Origin of the sequence: Yersinia aleksiciae, from assembly GCF_001047675.1 — a bacterium.
GTDB lineage: Bacteria > Pseudomonadota > Gammaproteobacteria > Enterobacterales > Enterobacteriaceae > Yersinia > Yersinia aleksiciae.
In genome coordinates, this window is record NZ_CP011975.1 from 1,264,901 (window position 1) to 1,282,379 (window position 17,479).

The window sequence follows — 17,479 nt, forward strand, 5'->3', positions numbered from 1 at the left end:
GCGGTATTGTTTGAGTAGTAATAATGATTAGAACAGTTGTGCAACCATCTGACCCATTTGGGTATTTTTAGACAGTGCCTTAATACCGCTGTTCATCAGCAACATAGCGGTGTTCTGTGCAGTTGAAGCGGCAACGGCATCAGCATTCATAATTGAATCTTTAGCAGCCATGTTGCCATCACGCATATTGGTCAGGTTGTCACTAGAATAGCCCAGACGGTTAATACCCGCAGCCAGGGAAGCAGTTACAGAGCTGTAATCACCAATAGCAGTATTCAATTTAGTAATAGCTTCTTTTGCATTATCAGCAGTCGTTAAGTCTAATCCGACCAAGCCACCAGACTTATAACGGCCATCATTCTCTTTCAAGTTATCTAGCTCCGCCTGTGCTTTAGCACTATCCCCCGCAAGGGTATTATAAGCATCAAGAGCCGTTGTCCAAGTAGTCACAGCAGCAGAACTAGGAGTACCACTACCTGTTTTTATTTCTTGGTCAAATGCCACTTTCGCTAGATCGTATGCAGCTTGCCCGCCTGCCAATGCAGTATCTGCTGTTGCTTTAGCGTCTTCCAAATCAAATAACATCTTTTCGATAGTGCCAGCAGTAGCAGCAGTATTACCAACGGTGCCCGGAGATGATACAGTATCTCTTAAGCCAGTAATTTCAGTTGAGATATCAATTTTAATCACATCTTCAGCACTGGCACCGGTCTGGAAAACCAACTCGCCATCTAACTTACCACCGGTCGCAAACAACTTACCGTCACCAAACGTAGATTTTTCCAGCGTGGACTGCAATTCTTCACCCAGAGACTTAAATTCTGCATTTAATGCAGCACGGTCTTGAGCACCATTGGTCGCGTTAGATGCTTGGGTTGCCAGCTCTTTCATACGATTCAGGATACCATCAGAACCCGCCAATGCACCGTTAGCGGCTTCCAACATGGCAGAGCTTTGTGCATTGTTACGCAGAGATACATTCTGACCCGTGATAGCGGCATTCAAGCCAGCAGCAATTTGTGAACCGGCAGCATCATCTTTTGCACTCAGAATACGCAGACCAGTGGATAATTGGCTGGTTGCTTTGTTATACATGCTTTGTGATTTGTTCAATGCTTTAGCCGCGATGAAAGCCTGTGATTGGTCGTTAATACTTAATCCCATGATCATTTTCTCATTTTAGCGAGAGCTACCTATTAGCTCCCTGCCGGTATCTGAGAAAAGCGTCACTGCAAGCTAGGAAATTAAATAGTAAAATAAAAAAAATTGGTTAATAGAATTAACCTTACAAAGAATAATAAGTAGTTACATTTATTGCGCGTAACAGAACGACACATTTAAATAGCAAATTAAATGGATATTGTTTTTGACTATTTATTCAGTATCAATGCTTAATTAATTAACTTGAAATGCGAGTCTTACATACACCTTTTAGTTTACCTTGCTCACTAACATCTAATTTTATATAATACTCACTGCATTAATTTAACATTCTCAGATAGCAGGGCTATCGTCTCCTACAAAAAGATCTTCATTGAGATAAGCACTATCATGATAATAACCTATGTTACACATTAGGTTTTTTGGGTTCTATTTATTATAACTTATTAAATACTTAAAACTTTATGGTAGTTTCCTGCTACCAGTGGAGTATTGCTGCGAATATTAAAATGAAAAAATGTCAATATAAAGTAAATAAGTGGTCGATTGACCTTTCCACCGGTTTTATCACTCATCAGGAAACCGGCGAACAAAAGCGCTTAGGGGAATATCAACTTAAGTTGCTGACTGTACTACTGCAACATACTGGGCAGATCCTCTCACGAGACGAGTTAACCGATCTGGTATGGAAGCGCCGGGTCATTGGGAATAACAGCTTACCCAATGCCATCCATACCTTACGGGTCGCTTTAGGTGACGATAAAAAACAGCAACGAATTATTCAAACTATACCTAAAATTGGTTATCTGTTAGATGCTACTTATTGTGAAGTCATTGAATTAGATGAAGAGCCATTCATACAGAACAATAACGTGATTCTTGATGATCAACTTATTGCTCATCAAGAATCCCCCGATAATAGCAACCATAGTTTACCTGCCGTTGACGCAGATAACACAGAAGAACAACCCGCAACAGCGGCTAATTCATCAGAAGAATTCGATACACTCGATAAGCAGACTGTTGAAAGTGCCGTTGGCCATACCGCGAAAACAGCATATGGATTATCTGAAGAAAGACATTCTTCTACGATGCTCGCGTTGAGCAAACCACAGAAACGTATAAAATCTAATCGGCTGAAAATCTTAATCAGTTCGCTCAGCATCGTTGCTTTGGGGGGAGGAATTGCGCTATACCTAGCGGTACAACAGAATACAGCCACGACTTATCATGCCACAGAGCTAGGTGCGGGGACTTATAGCAATATCCGAATGTACCAGATCGCCGATAATCGTTTTGACAAACAAAATGCCGATGATTTGTATGCACGAATAAAAAATACGCTTTATAAAACAGATAAAGATCTCAAAACAAAACAAGCGCACTTACAAATTTATTACCATATTTCTCTAAGACGACTTGATTATACCATTTCGGTAGAGACACGCTGCGATAAAAAACAACTCAATATGACGATTTACCATTGGCGGCAAGATGACAATTTGTTGAATAACGTTATCTACAATGAGACTGAGAGAAAAATAAATGAAATACCAAGCTGCTAAAATATACTCTGCTCTATTAATATCCTGTGTATCATTTACCGTTTTGGCTATTGCACACTCTGATGACACGCGGGTAAATTCACGTAGTGAGCTACAAATGGGCTTCTACGATCTACTATCTCATAAAAAAGAAATCTACGATGTTCGCGTCACCGCAATGAATGACACTGTCATTAGCACTATTACTAATCCTAATGATAATCGGTTTATTTTTAAAGGTAAGTTTACGATTGAACCTGCGCAGAACCAGCAAATAGTTTATAAATATACGCCTATATTTTATAACAATCCGACATCATGGAAAATGATTGATGGTTTTATGGATTATATGACGCATAATGATATTTATATGACGCCAATGATCGTCGATGGTCAGCCTTTACTCTATGGATTAAGTGGTATATTTCTGGATGATACCCGCCAGATAAAAGAAAGTGAAAAGGGGAATTAGCCCCCTAATCATTTTAGTCATGAAAATTTAACTTTTTAGCTTATAAATAGATTTCTAACTGTAGAATGATGTAAAAATCCTTGGCCACGAACACCTTGCGACTCGATTATATAAAATGTACGCTCAGATAGTTGCTTTTGAGACAGTCGTTTAGCGATCGTTATTGCGGTATCGGGTTGAATGACACCGGCTATTCCTGCAACTCGTTCGCGCGCATTTTCCTTGAGCTTATTGAGTTGTCGTAGCTGCTCAGTAATCAAGGAAAGTGTCTGCTGAACCTCTTTAGCGTATTCTCTGACAACAAATGGCTGACCAACAATATCCCGTATTTTATCCTCCAGGACTCGTTCGGCCTGTAATTCGACACGTTGAAACTGACCTGCTGGATAATGTAAACCTTCCCCTCGTACCGCTAAATGCTGATTTATCCGCGCCCATCGATGCTCATCAGTTTGAAATACCACTTGATTATTAGCATCTAGCTGTCCATGTATACCTAAGCGTCCCAAAATTTTGTTTAGCTCGAGCAATTTTTGTTTAGACGTACTTTGCGCAGATAATTTAAAAGCTACAACACTATTAGCCTCATCCGTCAATGAAAATAGTAACGTTTCACGCGCCGATGTTTGTAGTACTTTATTTATACCGTTAATCGTAAAATTGACTTTGGGCTGACTTTCTAACGAAATCTTTAGTTGTCGATCCACGGTACCGCCAGAGGCGACTTCTCTTTGTTCCAGCCACGATAATAACTGTTGGGACTGTTGCTTAACGGCTTTATGGCCTTGACTTACGGTTTGTTGAAGTGCGGACAACTGTGATTCTATTTCCAATAGATAGTGATCAGCTTGCTGTAGGGAGGTCAATTGTTCATTAAGCTGTACGTTATAGCGCAATGGCTCAACAGAAAGATAACCGGACTCAGGAAAGGCTGTTTTTACTGTTGGCCTTCTTAGCGGTTTTGTTTCGCGAGTTTTATCAACACCGACACGTTGAGGCGTGGCTACCCCGGCAGAAATGCCGGGATTAATACCTGAGGTTCTTACCTGCATAAATTTCTAACTCAAAGATAATTAAAAAGAGATAATTGACTTATTTTTGAATAAATATTGTGCGATATTTTTGTTGATAACATATTATCTTGCAATTCAGCATTAACTTTGAATATATCGACACCTGATAGATCTTTCTCTAAATTGGCATTAACAATCTGAATGTCATCGTGAATATTTTTTAAGTGATCCAGTCGATTTTGTCTGGCACCCAACTCTGTTATCATGCCACCCACTTTCCCTGCTGCGACATCCGTCGCTGCAAGCATATCGCTGATATCTTGGCTATATGAAGAGGGCGAAATATTTGGATCGACCATCTTATCCACCAGTTTTTTCAAATCACTTAATATCTCTAAATTATTATTTGATGTTGAAAATGCACTACTTAGGTGTGTATTTTCCGTCATTGTCACACCATCACTGACTATCGTCTCTCGACTATCGCTATTGCCTTGATAGATATATATGTTCTGAACTTGATCGTACACAATAGGTTTGACATTGCTTTTTGTTCCCGAAAATAAGTAATTACCTTCAGAGTTTTGTGAATTAAGATCGGTAATCACCCCTTCAATCAGCATATCCACTTCGCGACCCAAGATAGCAGACTGGGTTGCTGAGTGATTGCTGTTCTTCGCTGTTAACAGCTTATTGTGAATGGATAATAATTGGTTATCCAATGAAGTTAAGTTTGCTTCCTGAGCAGTCAGATTACCTGACAAGCGGGAAATATTTGTTTGATATTGTTCAACAGATTTTTTTGATTTTTCCAAATGAGCTAACTGCATACTGGCAACAGGATCGTCAGATATCTGGTTAATGCGCTTACCTGTTTTCAATTGCTGGTCTAATTTGGCATAGTCAAAGGTACGCTGAGAAATACTTTCCATCATTATTTTGGATAAATTAGTACTGCTGATTCTCATTTAATGTCCTTAATTATCGAAATAGTGACAGAAGCTCAGAAAAGATCCGATCTCCAGTTGAGATTACTTTCATATTAGCTTGGTAAACTTTGCTATATTCCATAACATTTGCAGCTTCTTCATCGTTTTCAATACCACTGAGGCTGTCACGATTAAATGTTGCGATGTCTAGCATGTTTTTTGTTTGCGTTATCGATTGTTGATTTTTACTACTGGCAAATGCAACATTACCGACTAGGCTGGCACCAGCATCGCTTAAACTTGTTGATCCAATTCCTGGCAACGTTATTCCATCGCCTTTAATAGCAATAAGACTATGTAAATTACTGGCATCACCGACTGCATTTACGTTACTTGAAAAACCCAATTCATTCGCTTTTATATCAGTCACTAACAACATACCCGTAGGGTTCGTCCTATCAAAATTAAATAATTGCTTACCTGCAGCACCACTTAAATCATAACCCGCTGTTAATTGATTATTAATTTTATCGGCTAATTGTTCTGCCATTCCCTCGACTATTGCTTGAGTCTCAGCTAATACACCAGATTCATAATCATTAATTGCACCAAGCCCTGCACCACAGGACATATCTATCGCATAGCTCGTTCCCGAAAACTTCAAATCTATGTTTGGATTAGGGGAAGTTGAATTTAACTCAAGCACAGAGACTGACTGACCACTGATCAATGGGAGCCCTCCCTTCATTGTGATAGCATAACTACCATCTGTTGCCTCTGTAACATTAATATCCAACAACTTACTCAGCTTCTTGACTTGCTCATCTCTGTTATCCTGCAATGCACTCACATTACTATTGTTTGCACTCATTAAGACGATCTTTTGATTATATTGTGCAATATTTTCAATCAGATCGTTAATTTGAGTTACCATCCCTTCTCGCTGGAGAGCTATTGTATTTTTTTGCTCTTTGGCTGATGCGGCAAAATTATTAAAGCTCAATGCCAGTGACTGGGCTTCATGAATCACATTTTCTCGATAGGCCGGTGATGCAGGATTAGATGTTGCCAAAGTCAAGCCATTAAAAAATGCCTGTAATCCTGTTGCTATCCCAGTATTTTCATCACCGATGGCATATTCAAGTTTTGATAAGTAGTTTTGTTTACTACTAAAGTAATTATGATTACTGGTCTCTTTCCATTCTTCACGGATAAGGTGCTGTTCGGTAATTCGCTTAAATTCATCGACTCTGACGCCATTACCTGCACTGAGTCCGGTACCTTGTGTACCTAATGCACTTTGCTCTACTCGCTGACGTGAATAACCAGGTGTTTTTGCATTAGCAATATTCATTGCTGTGGCATTGAGGTGAGCCTGTGCCGCCTGCATTCCACTGAATGCGGTATTAATAAAATTCATACTCTTCCCTGCCGTCATGATTAAGTGATAATTGCGCTTTAAGACCAATAAGCGGCTATTTTGTCCACAGACTTAAATAGCCACCCAGAGGTGGGTTACTTATTTCCCAACTGTTGGATCAGCAAGTGAGCAATGCCGCTACTACGTTGAGAGGCCAACGTAGTCGCAAGTTTGTCATCGTAGAAGTCCCGCATCATGCGCTGTTGCTTGCTGTTAAAAGGGTCATCATCTGCAGCCAGCGCTTCGGCAGATTTGCGCATTTGCTGTAACAGCGAGCGCATAAATAACGCCTCAAACTGTACCGCCGCCTGCTCCAGATCTTGTGGCCGCAAATCCCCGGAAAAACTCCCCGGCATCACTGGGGCTGACTTATTAATTGCTTCAATCATGTATCATCCTTAAATTACGACCAGTTCAGCATCCAGCGCACCCGCTTCATGCAAGGCTTGCAGTATCGCCATGATGTCATCGGGCGAAGCCCCCAAGCTGTTGATGGTATTAACGATGCTGCGTAAGCGCGTCCCCGCAGGTACCACCACCATTTGATTGCGCCCTTTGCTAACTTCAATATCACTTTCTGGCGTTGCCACGGTTTCACCCGCCCCGAATGGATTGGGTTGGCTGACATTCGTCTTTTCACGGATACTGACCGTCAAGTTACCGTGTGAAACCGCCGCTGCGCGCACCATCACGCCTTCGCCAATCACCACTGTGCCGGTGCGGGCATTAAACACCACCCGTGGCGATTGCTTGCCCGCATTGATTTGCACGTCTTCCAGCAGTGACATAAAGGCCACTCGCGCACCGGCATCCAAGGGAGCATTAACCATGACGTTAGTCGAACTTTGTGCCACCGCCGTATTGCTGCCGAAGGCCCGATTTAGCGCTAACGCCACATTATTAGCTGACTTAAAACTTGGGCGTTTCAGGTTAAGGACCACCTGACTGTTACTTTGAAAATCGCTGGGGATCTCGCGCTCAATGCTACCGCCATTGGGAATGCGACCCACTGTTGGCGTGTTGACCGTCACACTCGATCCGCTGTCGCCTTCAGCTTTAATGCCACCGACAATCACATTGCCTTGCGCCAAGGCGTAGATTTCACCATCGGCACCACGTAGCTGGGTCAATAGCAGTGTGCCGCCGCGTAGGCTTTTGGCATCACCAATGGAGGACACTGTGATATCAATGGATTGTCCGCGAGCATAACCGGGGGGCAAGGTTGCGCTGATCGCTACCGCCGCCACATTTTTCACTTTAGGATCCATTTTCTCCGGCAGTTGCACCCCAAACTGGCGCAACATGTTCGCCATTGACTGGCCGGTGAATTTCACCTGGTTTTTATCCCCAGAACCATCAAGGCCCACCACCAGGCTGTAGCCCACCAATTGGTTGCCTCGTACCCCTTGAATGTCCACCAGCGTTCCCAGTGGTTGAGCCATGGCCGCTGGCAGGGCGAACCATAAACCCAGTAGCACAAAATAACGTCGTAACATGTTGGCTCCTGCTTAAATAGGGAATAGCGGGTGATTAAAGAAGCGTGTTAGCCAGCCGGCTGAGTTAGCATCACTGAGCGCACCACGACCCGCATAGGAGATGCGGGCATTAGCGATTCGCTGAGAAGATACCGAGTTATCCCGCTCGACATCATCGGCCCTCACCAATCCGGTGACGCGCATGTACTCATCCCCCTGATTGAGGGTCAGCCATTTTTCGCCACGGATAACCAGTACGCCATTGGGCAAGACCTGATGTACTGCAACCGTGATCGAGCCACGTAACATATTCTGCTGGGCCGAGGTGGCGCTGCCATCAAAATCACGCTTACCGGAGATGGAGCCACCGAACTTATTCAGCTTTTTCCCCAGCACTTCAGGGACACCCAAACTCATCTCGTTTTTTTTGCCAAAGTTAGTTTTAGCCTGCTTGCTCGATTGGGTGGATTCATCCAGCTTAACGGTCAAAATATCACCGACCCGATAAGCACGCCGATCTTGGAGCAGCGACCAGTTGTACGCGGGCTGAAACAGCCCGCCCCCTTCTTTAACTGTGTTTGGCTGTACTACATTGACCGGAGGTGCAAAAGCCGCGTCGTCTTTATGCACCAACAGAGCGGGGGTTTCACACCCGGTCAATGTCAGTACCACAGGTATTAATCGTAAAAACCTTTTCATTCATCTTTCACTTTTCAACGGAGGATGCTGACAGTTACAGCGTTTGAGTCACAAACTTCAGCATGTCGTCGGCAGCAGAGACCATTTTGGCGTTCATCTCATAGGCGCGTTGCACGGTGATCATGTCGACCATCTCCTCAACCACTTGTACGTTTGATCCCTCCAGTGATCCATGTTCCAACTGACCAAAGGCCTCTTCGCCGGCGACACCTTCCACCGCACCACCACTGGCAACGGTTTCTTTGTAAAGGTTGCCACCCATGGCCTCCAAACCGGCCGGATTCACAAAATTGACGAGGGTAATTTGCCCCAATTCAACGGGTTCCGTCTCCCCACCTACGCGAGCACTCACAGTGCCATCTTTGGCGATCGACAGATCCTTGGCGCCAGCAGGCATTTCAATTTGCGGGATCAACGGCATCCCCTGAGCATTCGTCAGGACGCCATCGGCATTAATGGATAGATTACCGGCACGGGTATAAGCCAGGCCGCCATCGGTGGTTTCAATCTGGAAGAAGCCCTGGCCGGCGATCGCCACATCAAATTCACCTTTGGTGACCTTGATATTGCCGACGGTAAACTGTTTTTGGGTGCCCACCACTTTGACGCCACTACCAAACTGAATGCCATTCGGCGTGGCATTATTTTGATCCAGCGGTGCGCCGGGGGTGCGTTGGTTTTGGTAGAACAGATCTTCAAACACCACGCGGTCACGTTTAAAACCGTCGGTATTGACGTTGGCCAGGTTGTTTGAGATGGCGTTCATTTTGGCATCTTGTGCCGCCAAACCGGTTTTACTGACCCATAAGGCTGGATTCATTGTTGCTGCTCCTTAATTTCCATATCCATACAATAAGCATGTGTGGTGACCGCCATTAACTGCCACGGATCATCCGGTTCCCTGACTGGGCCAGATCTTCTGCCACTTTCATCATTTTGATTTGCGCCTCAAATTGACGGCTGAGAGAAATGCTGGCTGTCATTTCATTGATAGCGGAGATATTGCTGCTCTCCAGATGCTTACTCACCAGTTGAACATTCTCGTCACGGGGTGCAACGCCACGGCGATTCACCAATAAACCACGGTTATTTTTACTGAGCTGATTGGTCGGGATATCCACCAGTTTTATGCGGTCAACATCTGCCGGTGTCTTAATGCCACCCTCTTGCGGAATAATGGCAATGGTGCCGTCATCGGCCACCGATAATGAGGTGTAAGGCGGTAACACGATCGGGCCACCATCACCCAATACTGGTAAGCCGTTGATGGTCAAGTGACCCTCTGGTCCCACGCTCATCTGACCGTTACGGGTGTAAACTTCACGGCCACCACTGAGTACGGCGATCAGTCCGCTGTCTTTAATGGCGATATCGAGATCACGACCAGTTTCCTGCAAACTGCCCGCGGTCATATTGACGCCAGCCGTTTGGCTGAGTACCGCCACGCGGCTGTTATAGCCACTGCCCGGCACTGGCGTCGCGGTGGCGCGTTCCAGATCGGCTCGAAAGCCTTGTGTATTCACGTTGGCAAGATTATTCGAGTGAATTTGTTGCTGCATCAGGCTGCGATTAGCGCCACTGACGGCGGTATAGATAAGCTTATCCATTACAGCACCTGGAACAGTGCATTCATCATGCTGTCATTGGTGCTGATGATTTTGGTATTCGCCTGATAGTTACGTTGTGCCGTCATTAGGCCAACCAATTCGGCGGTTAAATCCACATTGGATGATTCCAAAGCGCCAGCCTCCACATTCCCGAGTAATCCCGTTCCCGGCGCCCCCAACAGTGCAGTACCCGATTTACCGGTTTCACTCCAACTCGTCCCATTTTGAGTGGCCAAACCATTAGGGTTTGCAAAGTTTGCCAAGACTAATTTGCCTTGTAGCATCCGTTCGCCATTGCTGAAGGTGGCATATAGCGATCCGTCACTTTCGATGCGTTCGCCATTTTTAGTGCCTGCGGTGTAACCATCACTTTTATTTTTAGTGGTCGCGAACATGCCATTAAATTGCTTAGTACCGGTGTAATCAATGTCAAGACTGTAAGTCGCCGCACCCGCTGGAGTAAATGTACCTGCAAGCGCCGTTTTGTGGGCGGTTGTGTTATCCAGAACGCCATTCACATCGAACTGCAAAGTATGTGCTAAAGCACCCGCCACAGTCGCATTGTCGATGGTGAACTCCACCTTCCATGAGCCAACAGGAGTCGCCTGCTTAATGAAATATTGGTTCAGCGTGTGCTCGCGGCCTAAGGAGTCATAAATCGTTGAGGTGATACTGGTGTTATAACTGTCACTTGCCGTAGGGCTAAAGGTAGCATTAGTGGGTACGCTGGCAGTGGCCTGCAGATTTGCAATAATATCCACTTTAGTGGACGCTTTTGCCGGCAGACCAGTACTGTTGACCTGTAAATCGGTAATCACACCCGTTTGCAAATTCCCCATAGCATCTGCTGGGTAACCCTGCAATTTCATGCCCATCGAGTTGACCAACTTCCCGCTATTATCTGTTTCGATGGCACCTGCGCGGGTATACACCGTATTACCCGAACCGTCTTTCATTACAAAAAAACCACCGCCGGAGATGGCCAAATCCATGGCTTTGTCGGTTCGGTTGATAGACCCTTCTTTGCTGATACTTTGCGACACGCCAGTGACCGCCACCCCCAGTGGCTGCGATTGGGCATACATGGAGCCAAACTCGGTCCGGCCCGATTTAAACCCTTTAGTCGCAGAGTTGGCGATATTGTTACTGATGGTGTTCAACTGTTCGGTCACGGCACTTAGACCGGTATTGGCAATACTGAAACTCATAACATATTTCTCTTATAAATTAATTCGTTAGATATAACGTCACACCGATGGTGTCAGACCCCAAACTGTTTTATTTTGCTATAAGGCACATCACCCACACCGGCGACATTCAATTGCGCCATGCCGCCGTTCTGAGGGATACGCGCACTGCTCACCGCACCGGCTAATTCCAGCGGAATAAATTCTTCCCCACTGCTGCTCACCGCACTGATGTGATATTTGCCCGGTTTGAGGTTTTCCTTGGCAGGATCGATAGTGAAGTTCACGTTGCCCGCGGACCGTTCGCCAAGGTTGATTTGATGATCCTTCCCTGATGCATCGGTCAGATACACCGTCAATGGTGAGGCCGCATGCTGTAACGTCAGTCGCCCACTTTGGCTCACCGTCCCCAGTTCCACTTGGTCGCTTTCAACCATCACTTGCTGCCCCACCAGATTAGCGGTCGCCATGGCCTGCATTCTTTCCATCTGCACCGTATTTCGGTTCAGCATTTTGGCCATGTTTTCAGTCGATTGGACCTGAGAAAGCTGTGCCATTTGGCTGACGAACTCAGTGCCATCCGCCGGGTTTAGTGGGTCCTGATTCTGAATCTGCGCCACCAATAACGTCATAAATTGGTTATTAAGCTGCTCACCGCTTACTTGCCCCTCAGGAGATAACAGATTTGGGCTATTCGTCGATAAACTTCTGTTTTCACTAATGTTCATGCTTAACGCTCTCCAAGTCTTAATACGCTCTGTTGCATACTTTTTACGCTGTTGAGGACTTCAACATTGGTTTCAAAGCTGCGTGATGCCGACATCATGTCAGCCATTTCTGACACCACATTGACCGCCGGATAAAAGACATACCCCTGTGGGTTAGCCAGTGGGTGATTTGGCTCATAACGCTGTACCGCCCCCCCAGTTTCAACCACGTCCAACACCTGTACTTGCGCGCCATACAAACCACGGGGGCTAGCGGCACTACGCGGGGAATAAACTGCCGAAAATACCGGGCTGCGTGCCTTATAAACATTAGCCGCAGAGGCCGCTGGTGACTCCGCATTCGCCAGGTTGCTGGCGATGGTATTGAGCCTGATGGTTTGGGCGGTCATCGCGGAGCCTGATACCCGATAAATATTGTTAAATGACATTCTTATTTCCCTTCAATTGCCTGTTTCAAACCGGCCAATTTCATATTGAGAAATGACACACTGGTTTGATAATCAAGGGTGTTTTTTGAAAACTCTGCCTGCTCGACATTCAATGCCACGGTGTTGCCATCTTGCGATGGCTGATATGGCAGCCGGTACTTCATTTGAGGTGATAGCATCTGCGCTGACACCCTCTCTCCTCGTTTTGCTCGTTGCATTTCAGCGGCAAAATCAATATCTTTAGCCTGAAAATTTGGCGTATTCACATTCGCTAAGTTGGCCGATAGCAGCTCTGCTCTGGTAAGTCGAAGCTGCATCGCCGCAGGGTGAACCCCTAACGCTTTCTGAAAATCAATGCCCACAAAATATGTCCTGATTTGATGTTAAAACGCGATGATTGCACGAATTCACACTCAACAATGCAAACAACGTGCCAGGTATATAACATCATGAATATTATGATTTTTACGTTATTTTTTTCACTGAAGAGGAAGTGCAACTTCCCTTTATTAAGACTTTTTTTCATCCGCTATCTGCGTGGGCTGCTCTCCCTCTTTCTTTGTCTTACCTCACTCTTATCCGGCACGGCACACAGTGCTGAAATGAGCGCTCGAAAGCAGATTTATGCGCAGGCGCTGCAAGCGGCCAGTGCCGATATCAGTCAAACCGCCAAAAACAAAAACTGGCAGGGCTATAACGTCAAAATGAATATTTTTATCCCGGCAGAAGTGAGCCGAAATAAAGCCTGTCTCAGTGAGCTAAAAGTGGCTGCACCGATGAATGGGCAGCGTGATTTATCGCGTTTACGCTATGACATCAGTTGCCGTGATGGAGTGGGTTGGGAAGTGGTCGTGACGGTAAAACCTGATATTTATCTGCCCGTATGGGTAGCGAGAAATGCCCTTGAGCGGGGAAGAGTGGTGGCAGCAGGTGATATTGAATTGAAGAAAAAGAATATTGCGACAGCGCAAAACGGCTATATCACCCACCCGGACGAGATACTCGGCTTCACCGTCAAACGCCGTATTCGCCCTCTACAAGTGGTCACCCCCTCACAATTGGAACAGCCCGTTTTAGTGACTCGTGGTCAGCAGGTGTTAATGATCGCCGAGCAAGATGGCATTGAAGCGAAGATGCTCGGCGAAGCACTAAAAAATGGCCGTAAAGGTGAGCTGATCAAAGTGAAAAACCTTAGCAGCAAGCGAACCGTCACTGCGATGGTCGATGATATTGGCAGAGTCAGAATGCTCGGTATTTGACTAGGGTAAAGTTAAGTTTTGACCCGACTGTGACGCTATATCAGGTTATGGGTGTCTGCCCACAATGACTCGACAGATCTGGAGTCGCAGTCCTTTCAACTGACGATAAGGTGACTTTATATGGAAATTAACATACATCGGCGACAGGCGATGGTTGCCGCGCCAACCGCTAATGCAGAAAATGCCAAGGCTATTCAACCAATTGCATCCACTAGGGCAATTGCGAACAGCACGCAACAAGGGGCATCAGCAGGTGAGTTACACGCCAAATTACAAGCCATGCCAGACGTTGACAGCGAACGGGTTGCCGCCGCCAAAGCCGATATTCAAGGCGGTAAAATTACGCTGAATGCGGCTGATATTGCCAAGGCGATGCTCAATTTCCACAGGAGCTAACAGAACCATGGGACACGTCCAAAATATTCAGCAGCAAAACAATGTGAAGCAATTGCTGGTTACGATCCAGGAGGATCGTAAGCGCTATATTACGTTGGAAAAGCTGCTGATTAAACAGCGTAATCTGCTGATTAAACACGACGCTGAGGCCCTGGGTGCGCTCAATCTGGATTTGACGGAACTGTATAATATGATTGATAAAGCAGCCAACGAACGACGGATGTTGATGCAGGAGTTGCAATTACCTGCTCATAAAGAAGGGATGCATTTGCTGCTATCGCGCTTACCGACACATTATCGCGAGCATGCGGGTGCATTATGGGCGGATCTACACCTGCGGGCCGATGCTTGCCACCAACAAAATTTCCATAATGGTATGCTGCTCACTATGCAGATGAGTATTTTGTCTTCATTGACTGAGAGCCATTCAGACTTTCTTTATAAAAACTAACCTACTTTCTTTAATCTATTATTGAGGTTCTATAATTACTCTTAATACAACTATTTTAGGTTTTATGAGCTACCACATACCAATTAAAAAATTGCCATAGCTTATTTTATACTATGGCAATTTTTTTATTTTCAGATCATATCTCGTTTGATATTTGGGTCGATACCAGGAAGGAATTTAGATCGGGTTTTAGCTAATGGGGGTTACCTGCCTCGTAGCCAACACTGTGCCGCCAGGTTATCAGTGATTTTCTGCTCACGGCGTCCCTGCTCCATTTGGTAGAGCTGCTGCTGCTGTTCTACCACCACGGCGACAATTTTTTCTCGGCAGGCCTGCTGTTGCAGTTGAACCTGTAACTTGCCGGCTTCCATATCTGCCAGTGTCTGCTCCTGCTTTTGCCAATCAATGACGCGCTGAATATGGCGCTTGTAGTGTGCACTATTGGTCATCTGAAATGCCCCTATCGTCGGGCAAGCCCCCGCTCTCACGGCGAATGAGAAATGGGTTAACGAGGTGAGTGCATTGATATTATTCTGGTAACGCTGGCATAGCTGTTTTTGTTGCGCCAGTTGACTGGTGGTCTGATTAAGCGCTCGCTGGCGTAGCTGCTGTAACCGCTGTAAGGTTTTAACCATTTTCTGTTCACTCATAGCTCACCTCTGATTGCGGGAACAACCCATTCAAATGCTTCAGCGTTGCTGGAAATAGCGCGGGCTGATCCACTTCTTGGCACAGAAAATCTGTAATTTCCGGATAGTACTGTACCGCCCGATCAGCCATAGGATCAGCCCCAACCACATAACCCCCCAAGGGGATCAAGGGCTTGATCTCCATATAATCGGCGTAACACTGCTTCAATAAGCGGGCGGAGATTATCTGTTCGCGCGAGACTATCTGGTTCATACAGCGGCTGATCGATTGACCAATATCTATCGCCGGATAGTGCCCCACCTCAGCCAGCTTTCGGGTTAATACGATGTGGCCGTCCAATACCGCTCTGGCACAATCGACGATCGGATCTTGCTGATCATCTCCTTCTGCCAGCACGGTATAAATTGCGGTCATGGTGCCGCTGCCATGGCTGTTTCCGGCACTTTCTGCCAATCGGGGAATAATGCTGAAAGCAGAAGGTGGGTAACCTTTGGTGGCCGGAGGCTCTCCCAATGACAGGGCAATTTCTCGCTGGGCCATGGCATAGCGGGTCAATGAATCCACCAGCAGCAGCACATCTTTGCCTTTATCACGATAATAAGTGGCGATGGAATGACACAGTTCGGTGGCTTTAATGCGCATCAGCGGAGATTCATCTGCTGGCGCGGCGATCACGACTGATTTTGCCATGCCGCTGGCCTGCAAAGAGTGTTCGATAAACTCCTTCACTTCGCGCCCACGTTCACCAATCAGCCCGACCACCACGACATCCGCTTGAGTGTAACGGGTCATCATGCCAAGCAGCATACTTTTACCTACACCACTGCCTGCCATTAAACCCACTCGCTGCCCTTTGCCAATGGTAAGCAATCCGTTGATGGCTTTGACGCCAACATCTAAAGGCTCACTGACGGGTTGGCGCTGCAAAGGGTGGATTTGCGGCAATTGCTGTTGCAGTGGTGTATCACCACTCAGCGGCCCTTTATCATCAATCGGCTCACCCAAGCCATTCACCACTCGGCCTAGCCAGCTATCACCGATCAGCAGTTCACCCTCTTGTTCACAGGGGAATACTCGTGCTCCCCCGATCAAGCCATCAGGCTGCTTAAAGGGCATCAGATAGGTTACGTCCCGATCAAACCCAACAACCTGTGCATCAATAAAGGTCTCTTCAGCACTCTCAATGCGGCAACGCTGCCCAATGGCCAGACGGCAACCGACACTTTCCAACAAAATGCCATTCACTCGCACTAGCCGGCCAGCAACTCTGGCCAGGCTAATATTATCGATGGATTTCAGTGCATGACGAAGCACCATTAACTCATCCATTATCGTGATCCAATTGATGATCGTGCTCTGGCAGTAGGCTGCTCTTTAACGCATCAACACATTGATTCAAACGATGCTGACAACCGACATCAATTTCTGTGGTTTCAGTGACCACTCGGCACTCGCCACTCACCATATCCGCATCCGAGACCAAGCCCCACTCTTGCACCTTTTCCGGTGCCACATCATTGATGCGGCCAAATTCGGCAGGGTTAAGATACACTTTCAATTGCATCGGGGTGGTGGGCTGAGCCATCAGCGCTTCTTCAACCAGTGCCAGTAGCTGTGTCGGTTGCAGCGCCAGTTCACAACGAATGACCTGACGAGTCACTTTTTCCACTAATTGCAACAACTCATCACGACGGCGGGTTTCATAAGTGCGCAAATAGTCATGCATCTTAGCGATATAGCCGGCGAATGGCTCGATTGCCTCATTAAAACGGCTACTTTCAGATTGACGCCCCTCGACTCGCCCTTTTTTTACCCCCTCTTCATGACCGAGGCGGACCCCCTCCTGGTATCCCTCCTCTTTGCCATCGGCCAGCCCCTTATTAAACCCCTGACTAACCCCCTCCTGAAAACCCGCCATCAACTGCTTTTGATACGATGCCGAGTCCATGGCCAACACATCATCAGATGGTGGCTTCTGGTGGATTTGACGCAATGGCGGAAACTGATGAACCCGCACTTTCATGCCCTTGGTACACAGGCTGCTTTTTATCGACATTTC

21 protein-coding genes are annotated in these 17,479 nt (G+C 46.2%); 5 read left to right on the plus strand and 16 right to left on the minus strand.

Annotation, left to right across the window (positions count from 1 at the left end; translation table 11 throughout):
- Positions 1-27 precede the first annotated feature (27 nt).
- Complete coding sequence (locus tag ACZ76_RS05830; RefSeq protein ID WP_048617658.1) at positions 28-1,164, minus strand: flagellin N-terminal helical domain-containing protein; 1,137 nt, start codon at positions 1,162-1,164, stop codon at positions 28-30.
- Positions 1,165-1,670: 506 nt separating this feature from the next.
- Between ACZ76_RS05830 and ACZ76_RS05835 the strand changes: the two genes are divergently transcribed.
- Together ACZ76_RS05835 and ACZ76_RS19525 are read left to right on the plus strand one after the other, a co-directional pair.
- Positions 1,671-2,726: a winged helix-turn-helix domain-containing protein gene (locus tag ACZ76_RS05835; protein ID WP_048617660.1), complete on the plus strand. Its 1,056-nt coding sequence runs from the start codon at positions 1,671-1,673 to the stop codon at positions 2,724-2,726.
- The gene (locus ACZ76_RS19525; RefSeq protein WP_048617662.1) at positions 2,707-3,177 is read left to right on the plus strand and encodes a hypothetical protein; all 471 of its coding nucleotides are present in this window, start codon (positions 2,707-2,709) and stop codon (positions 3,175-3,177) included. The genes ACZ76_RS05835 and ACZ76_RS19525 overlap by 20 nt, the downstream gene beginning before the upstream one ends.
- Positions 3,178-3,212: 35 nt before the next feature.
- On the opposite strand, the gene ACZ76_RS05845 is transcribed toward ACZ76_RS19525, so the two are convergent.
- The 12 genes from ACZ76_RS05845 to flgB all read right to left on the minus strand — a co-directional run bounded on the left by ACZ76_RS05845 (position 3,213) and on the right by flgB (position 13,025).
- Entirely contained in the window at positions 3,213-4,229 is a 1,017-nt protein-coding gene (locus ACZ76_RS05845; protein ID WP_048617664.1) for a hypothetical protein, read from the minus strand.
- Positions 4,230-4,240: 11 nt separating this feature from the next.
- Complete coding sequence (locus tag ACZ76_RS05850) at positions 4,241-5,158, minus strand: flagellin N-terminal helical domain-containing protein (RefSeq protein ID WP_071840477.1); 918 nt, start codon at positions 5,156-5,158, stop codon at positions 4,241-4,243.
- Positions 5,159-5,171: 13 nt separating this feature from the next.
- The gene (gene flgK, locus ACZ76_RS05855) at positions 5,172-6,539 is read right to left on the minus strand and encodes a flagellar hook-associated protein FlgK (protein WP_048617666.1); all 1,368 of its coding nucleotides are present in this window, start codon (positions 6,537-6,539) and stop codon (positions 5,172-5,174) included.
- 95 nt (positions 6,540-6,634) lie between these two features.
- Positions 6,635-6,928 (minus strand): rod-binding protein, encoded by a 294-nt coding sequence (locus ACZ76_RS05860; protein ID WP_048617669.1) that lies wholly within the window; start codon positions 6,926-6,928, stop codon positions 6,635-6,637.
- 9 nt (positions 6,929-6,937) lie between these two features.
- On the minus strand, positions 6,938-8,035 hold the full coding sequence (locus ACZ76_RS05865; RefSeq protein WP_048617670.1) for a flagellar basal body P-ring protein FlgI: 1,098 nt from the start codon (positions 8,033-8,035) through the stop codon (positions 6,938-6,940).
- A gap of 12 nt (positions 8,036-8,047) precedes the next feature.
- A complete protein-coding gene (gene flgH / locus ACZ76_RS05870) occupies positions 8,048-8,713 on the minus strand; it encodes a flagellar basal body L-ring protein FlgH (RefSeq protein WP_048617672.1) in 666 nt (221 codons plus the stop codon).
- 34 nt (positions 8,714-8,747) lie between these two features.
- On the minus strand, positions 8,748-9,533 hold the full coding sequence (gene flgG / locus ACZ76_RS05875) for a flagellar basal-body rod protein FlgG (protein ID WP_048617674.1): 786 nt from the start codon (positions 9,531-9,533) through the stop codon (positions 8,748-8,750).
- Between the two features lie 55 nt (positions 9,534-9,588).
- The gene (gene flgF, locus ACZ76_RS05880; RefSeq protein ID WP_048617676.1) at positions 9,589-10,320 is read right to left on the minus strand and encodes a flagellar basal-body rod protein FlgF; all 732 of its coding nucleotides are present in this window, start codon (positions 10,318-10,320) and stop codon (positions 9,589-9,591) included.
- Entirely contained in the window at positions 10,320-11,528 is a 1,209-nt protein-coding gene (gene flgE, locus ACZ76_RS05885; protein ID WP_048617678.1) for a flagellar hook protein FlgE, read from the minus strand. The genes flgF and flgE overlap by 1 nt, the downstream gene beginning before the upstream one ends.
- A 53-nt stretch (positions 11,529-11,581) precedes the next feature.
- The gene (gene flgD, locus ACZ76_RS05890) at positions 11,582-12,235 is read right to left on the minus strand and encodes a flagellar hook assembly protein FlgD (protein ID WP_048617680.1); all 654 of its coding nucleotides are present in this window, start codon (positions 12,233-12,235) and stop codon (positions 11,582-11,584) included.
- 2 nt (positions 12,236-12,237) lie between these two features.
- The gene (gene flgC, locus ACZ76_RS05895) at positions 12,238-12,663 is read right to left on the minus strand and encodes a flagellar basal body rod protein FlgC (protein ID WP_048617682.1); all 426 of its coding nucleotides are present in this window, start codon (positions 12,661-12,663) and stop codon (positions 12,238-12,240) included.
- 2 nt (positions 12,664-12,665) lie between these two features.
- Positions 12,666-13,025, minus strand: coding sequence for a flagellar basal body rod protein FlgB (gene flgB / locus ACZ76_RS05900; protein WP_048617684.1), 360 nt, complete (start codon positions 13,023-13,025; stop codon positions 12,666-12,668).
- 57 nt (positions 13,026-13,082) lie between these two features.
- On the opposite strand from flgB, the gene flgA reads away from it, so the two are divergent.
- The 3 genes from flgA (at position 13,083) to flgN (ending at position 14,769) form a co-directional block, all read left to right on the plus strand.
- Positions 13,083-13,922 carry a flagellar basal body P-ring formation chaperone FlgA gene (gene flgA, locus ACZ76_RS05905; protein WP_048617686.1) on the plus strand — a complete coding sequence of 280 codons (840 nt, stop codon included), beginning with the start codon at positions 13,083-13,085 and terminating at the stop codon, positions 13,920-13,922.
- A gap of 120 nt (positions 13,923-14,042) precedes the next feature.
- Complete coding sequence (gene flgM / locus ACZ76_RS05910) at positions 14,043-14,318, plus strand: flagellar biosynthesis anti-sigma factor FlgM (RefSeq protein WP_048617688.1); 276 nt, start codon at positions 14,043-14,045, stop codon at positions 14,316-14,318.
- Positions 14,319-14,343: 25 nt separating this feature from the next.
- Entirely contained in the window at positions 14,344-14,769 is a 426-nt protein-coding gene (gene flgN, locus ACZ76_RS05915; protein ID WP_374700772.1) for a flagellar export chaperone FlgN, read from the plus strand.
- A 203-nt stretch (positions 14,770-14,972) separates the two neighbouring features.
- Here flgN and fliJ read toward each other — a convergent pair whose 3' ends face one another.
- The 3 genes from fliJ to fliH are packed head-to-tail and all read right to left on the minus strand — an operon-like array spanning position 14,973 to position 17,476.
- Positions 14,973-15,419, minus strand: a complete 447-nt coding sequence (gene fliJ / locus ACZ76_RS05920) for a flagellar export protein FliJ (RefSeq protein WP_048617691.1) — start codon at positions 15,417-15,419, stop codon at positions 14,973-14,975.
- Positions 15,412-16,749 carry a flagellar protein export ATPase FliI gene (gene fliI, locus ACZ76_RS05925; protein ID WP_048617693.1) on the minus strand — a complete coding sequence of 446 codons (1,338 nt, stop codon included), beginning with the start codon at positions 16,747-16,749 and terminating at the stop codon, positions 15,412-15,414. Before fliI ends, fliJ begins: the two co-directional genes overlap by 8 nt.
- Entirely contained in the window at positions 16,742-17,476 is a 735-nt protein-coding gene (fliH, locus tag ACZ76_RS05930; protein ID WP_048617695.1) for a flagellar assembly protein FliH, read from the minus strand. The genes fliI and fliH overlap by 8 nt, the downstream gene beginning before the upstream one ends.
- Positions 17,477-17,479: the final 3 nt, after the last annotated feature.

What these genes read in the sequence shown, in the direction of transcription:
- ACZ76_RS05850 (WP_071840477.1), bottom strand. Translation starts at nt 5,158, where the DNA reads ATGAGAATCAGCAGTACTAATTTATCCAAAATAATGATGGAAAGTATT.
- fliI (WP_048617693.1), bottom strand. Translation starts at nt 16,749, where the DNA reads ATGGATGAGTTAATGGTGCTTCGTCATGCACTGAAATCCATCGATAAT.
- ACZ76_RS05865 (WP_048617670.1), bottom strand. Translation starts at nt 8,035, where the DNA reads ATGTTACGACGTTATTTTGTGCTACTGGGTTTATGGTTCGCCCTGCCA.
- ACZ76_RS05830 (WP_048617658.1), bottom strand. Translation starts at nt 1,164, where the DNA reads ATGGGATTAAGTATTAACGACCAATCACAGGCTTTCATCGCGGCTAAA.
- flgG (WP_048617674.1), bottom strand. Translation starts at nt 9,533, where the DNA reads ATGAATCCAGCCTTATGGGTCAGTAAAACCGGTTTGGCGGCACAAGAT.
- flgD (WP_048617680.1), bottom strand. Translation starts at nt 12,235, where the DNA reads ATGAACATTAGTGAAAACAGAAGTTTATCGACGAATAGCCCAAATCTG.
- flgF (WP_048617676.1), bottom strand. Translation starts at nt 10,320, where the DNA reads ATGGATAAGCTTATCTATACCGCCGTCAGTGGCGCTAATCGCAGCCTG.
- flgE (WP_048617678.1), bottom strand. Translation starts at nt 11,528, where the DNA reads ATGAGTTTCAGTATTGCCAATACCGGTCTAAGTGCCGTGACCGAACAG.
- flgK (WP_048617666.1), bottom strand. Translation starts at nt 6,539, where the DNA reads ATGAATTTTATTAATACCGCATTCAGTGGAATGCAGGCGGCACAGGCT.
- ACZ76_RS05835 (WP_048617660.1), top strand. Translation starts at nt 1,671, where the DNA reads ATGAAAAAATGTCAATATAAAGTAAATAAGTGGTCGATTGACCTTTCC.
- ACZ76_RS05860 (WP_048617669.1), bottom strand. Translation starts at nt 6,928, where the DNA reads ATGATTGAAGCAATTAATAAGTCAGCCCCAGTGATGCCGGGGAGTTTT.
- flgH (WP_048617672.1), bottom strand. Translation starts at nt 8,713, where the DNA reads ATGAAAAGGTTTTTACGATTAATACCTGTGGTACTGACATTGACCGGG.
- fliH (WP_048617695.1), bottom strand. Translation starts at nt 17,476, where the DNA reads ATGTCGATAAAAAGCAGCCTGTGTACCAAGGGCATGAAAGTGCGGGTT.
- flgM (WP_048617688.1), top strand. Translation starts at nt 14,043, where the DNA reads ATGGAAATTAACATACATCGGCGACAGGCGATGGTTGCCGCGCCAACC.
- ACZ76_RS19525 (WP_048617662.1), top strand. Translation starts at nt 2,707, where the DNA reads ATGAAATACCAAGCTGCTAAAATATACTCTGCTCTATTAATATCCTGT.
- flgA (WP_048617686.1), top strand. Translation starts at nt 13,083, where the DNA reads ATGCAAACAACGTGCCAGGTATATAACATCATGAATATTATGATTTTT.
- fliJ (WP_048617691.1), bottom strand. Translation starts at nt 15,419, where the DNA reads ATGAGTGAACAGAAAATGGTTAAAACCTTACAGCGGTTACAGCAGCTA.
- ACZ76_RS05845 (WP_048617664.1), bottom strand. Translation starts at nt 4,229, where the DNA reads ATGCAGGTAAGAACCTCAGGTATTAATCCCGGCATTTCTGCCGGGGTA.
- flgC (WP_048617682.1), bottom strand. Translation starts at nt 12,663, where the DNA reads ATGTCATTTAACAATATTTATCGGGTATCAGGCTCCGCGATGACCGCC.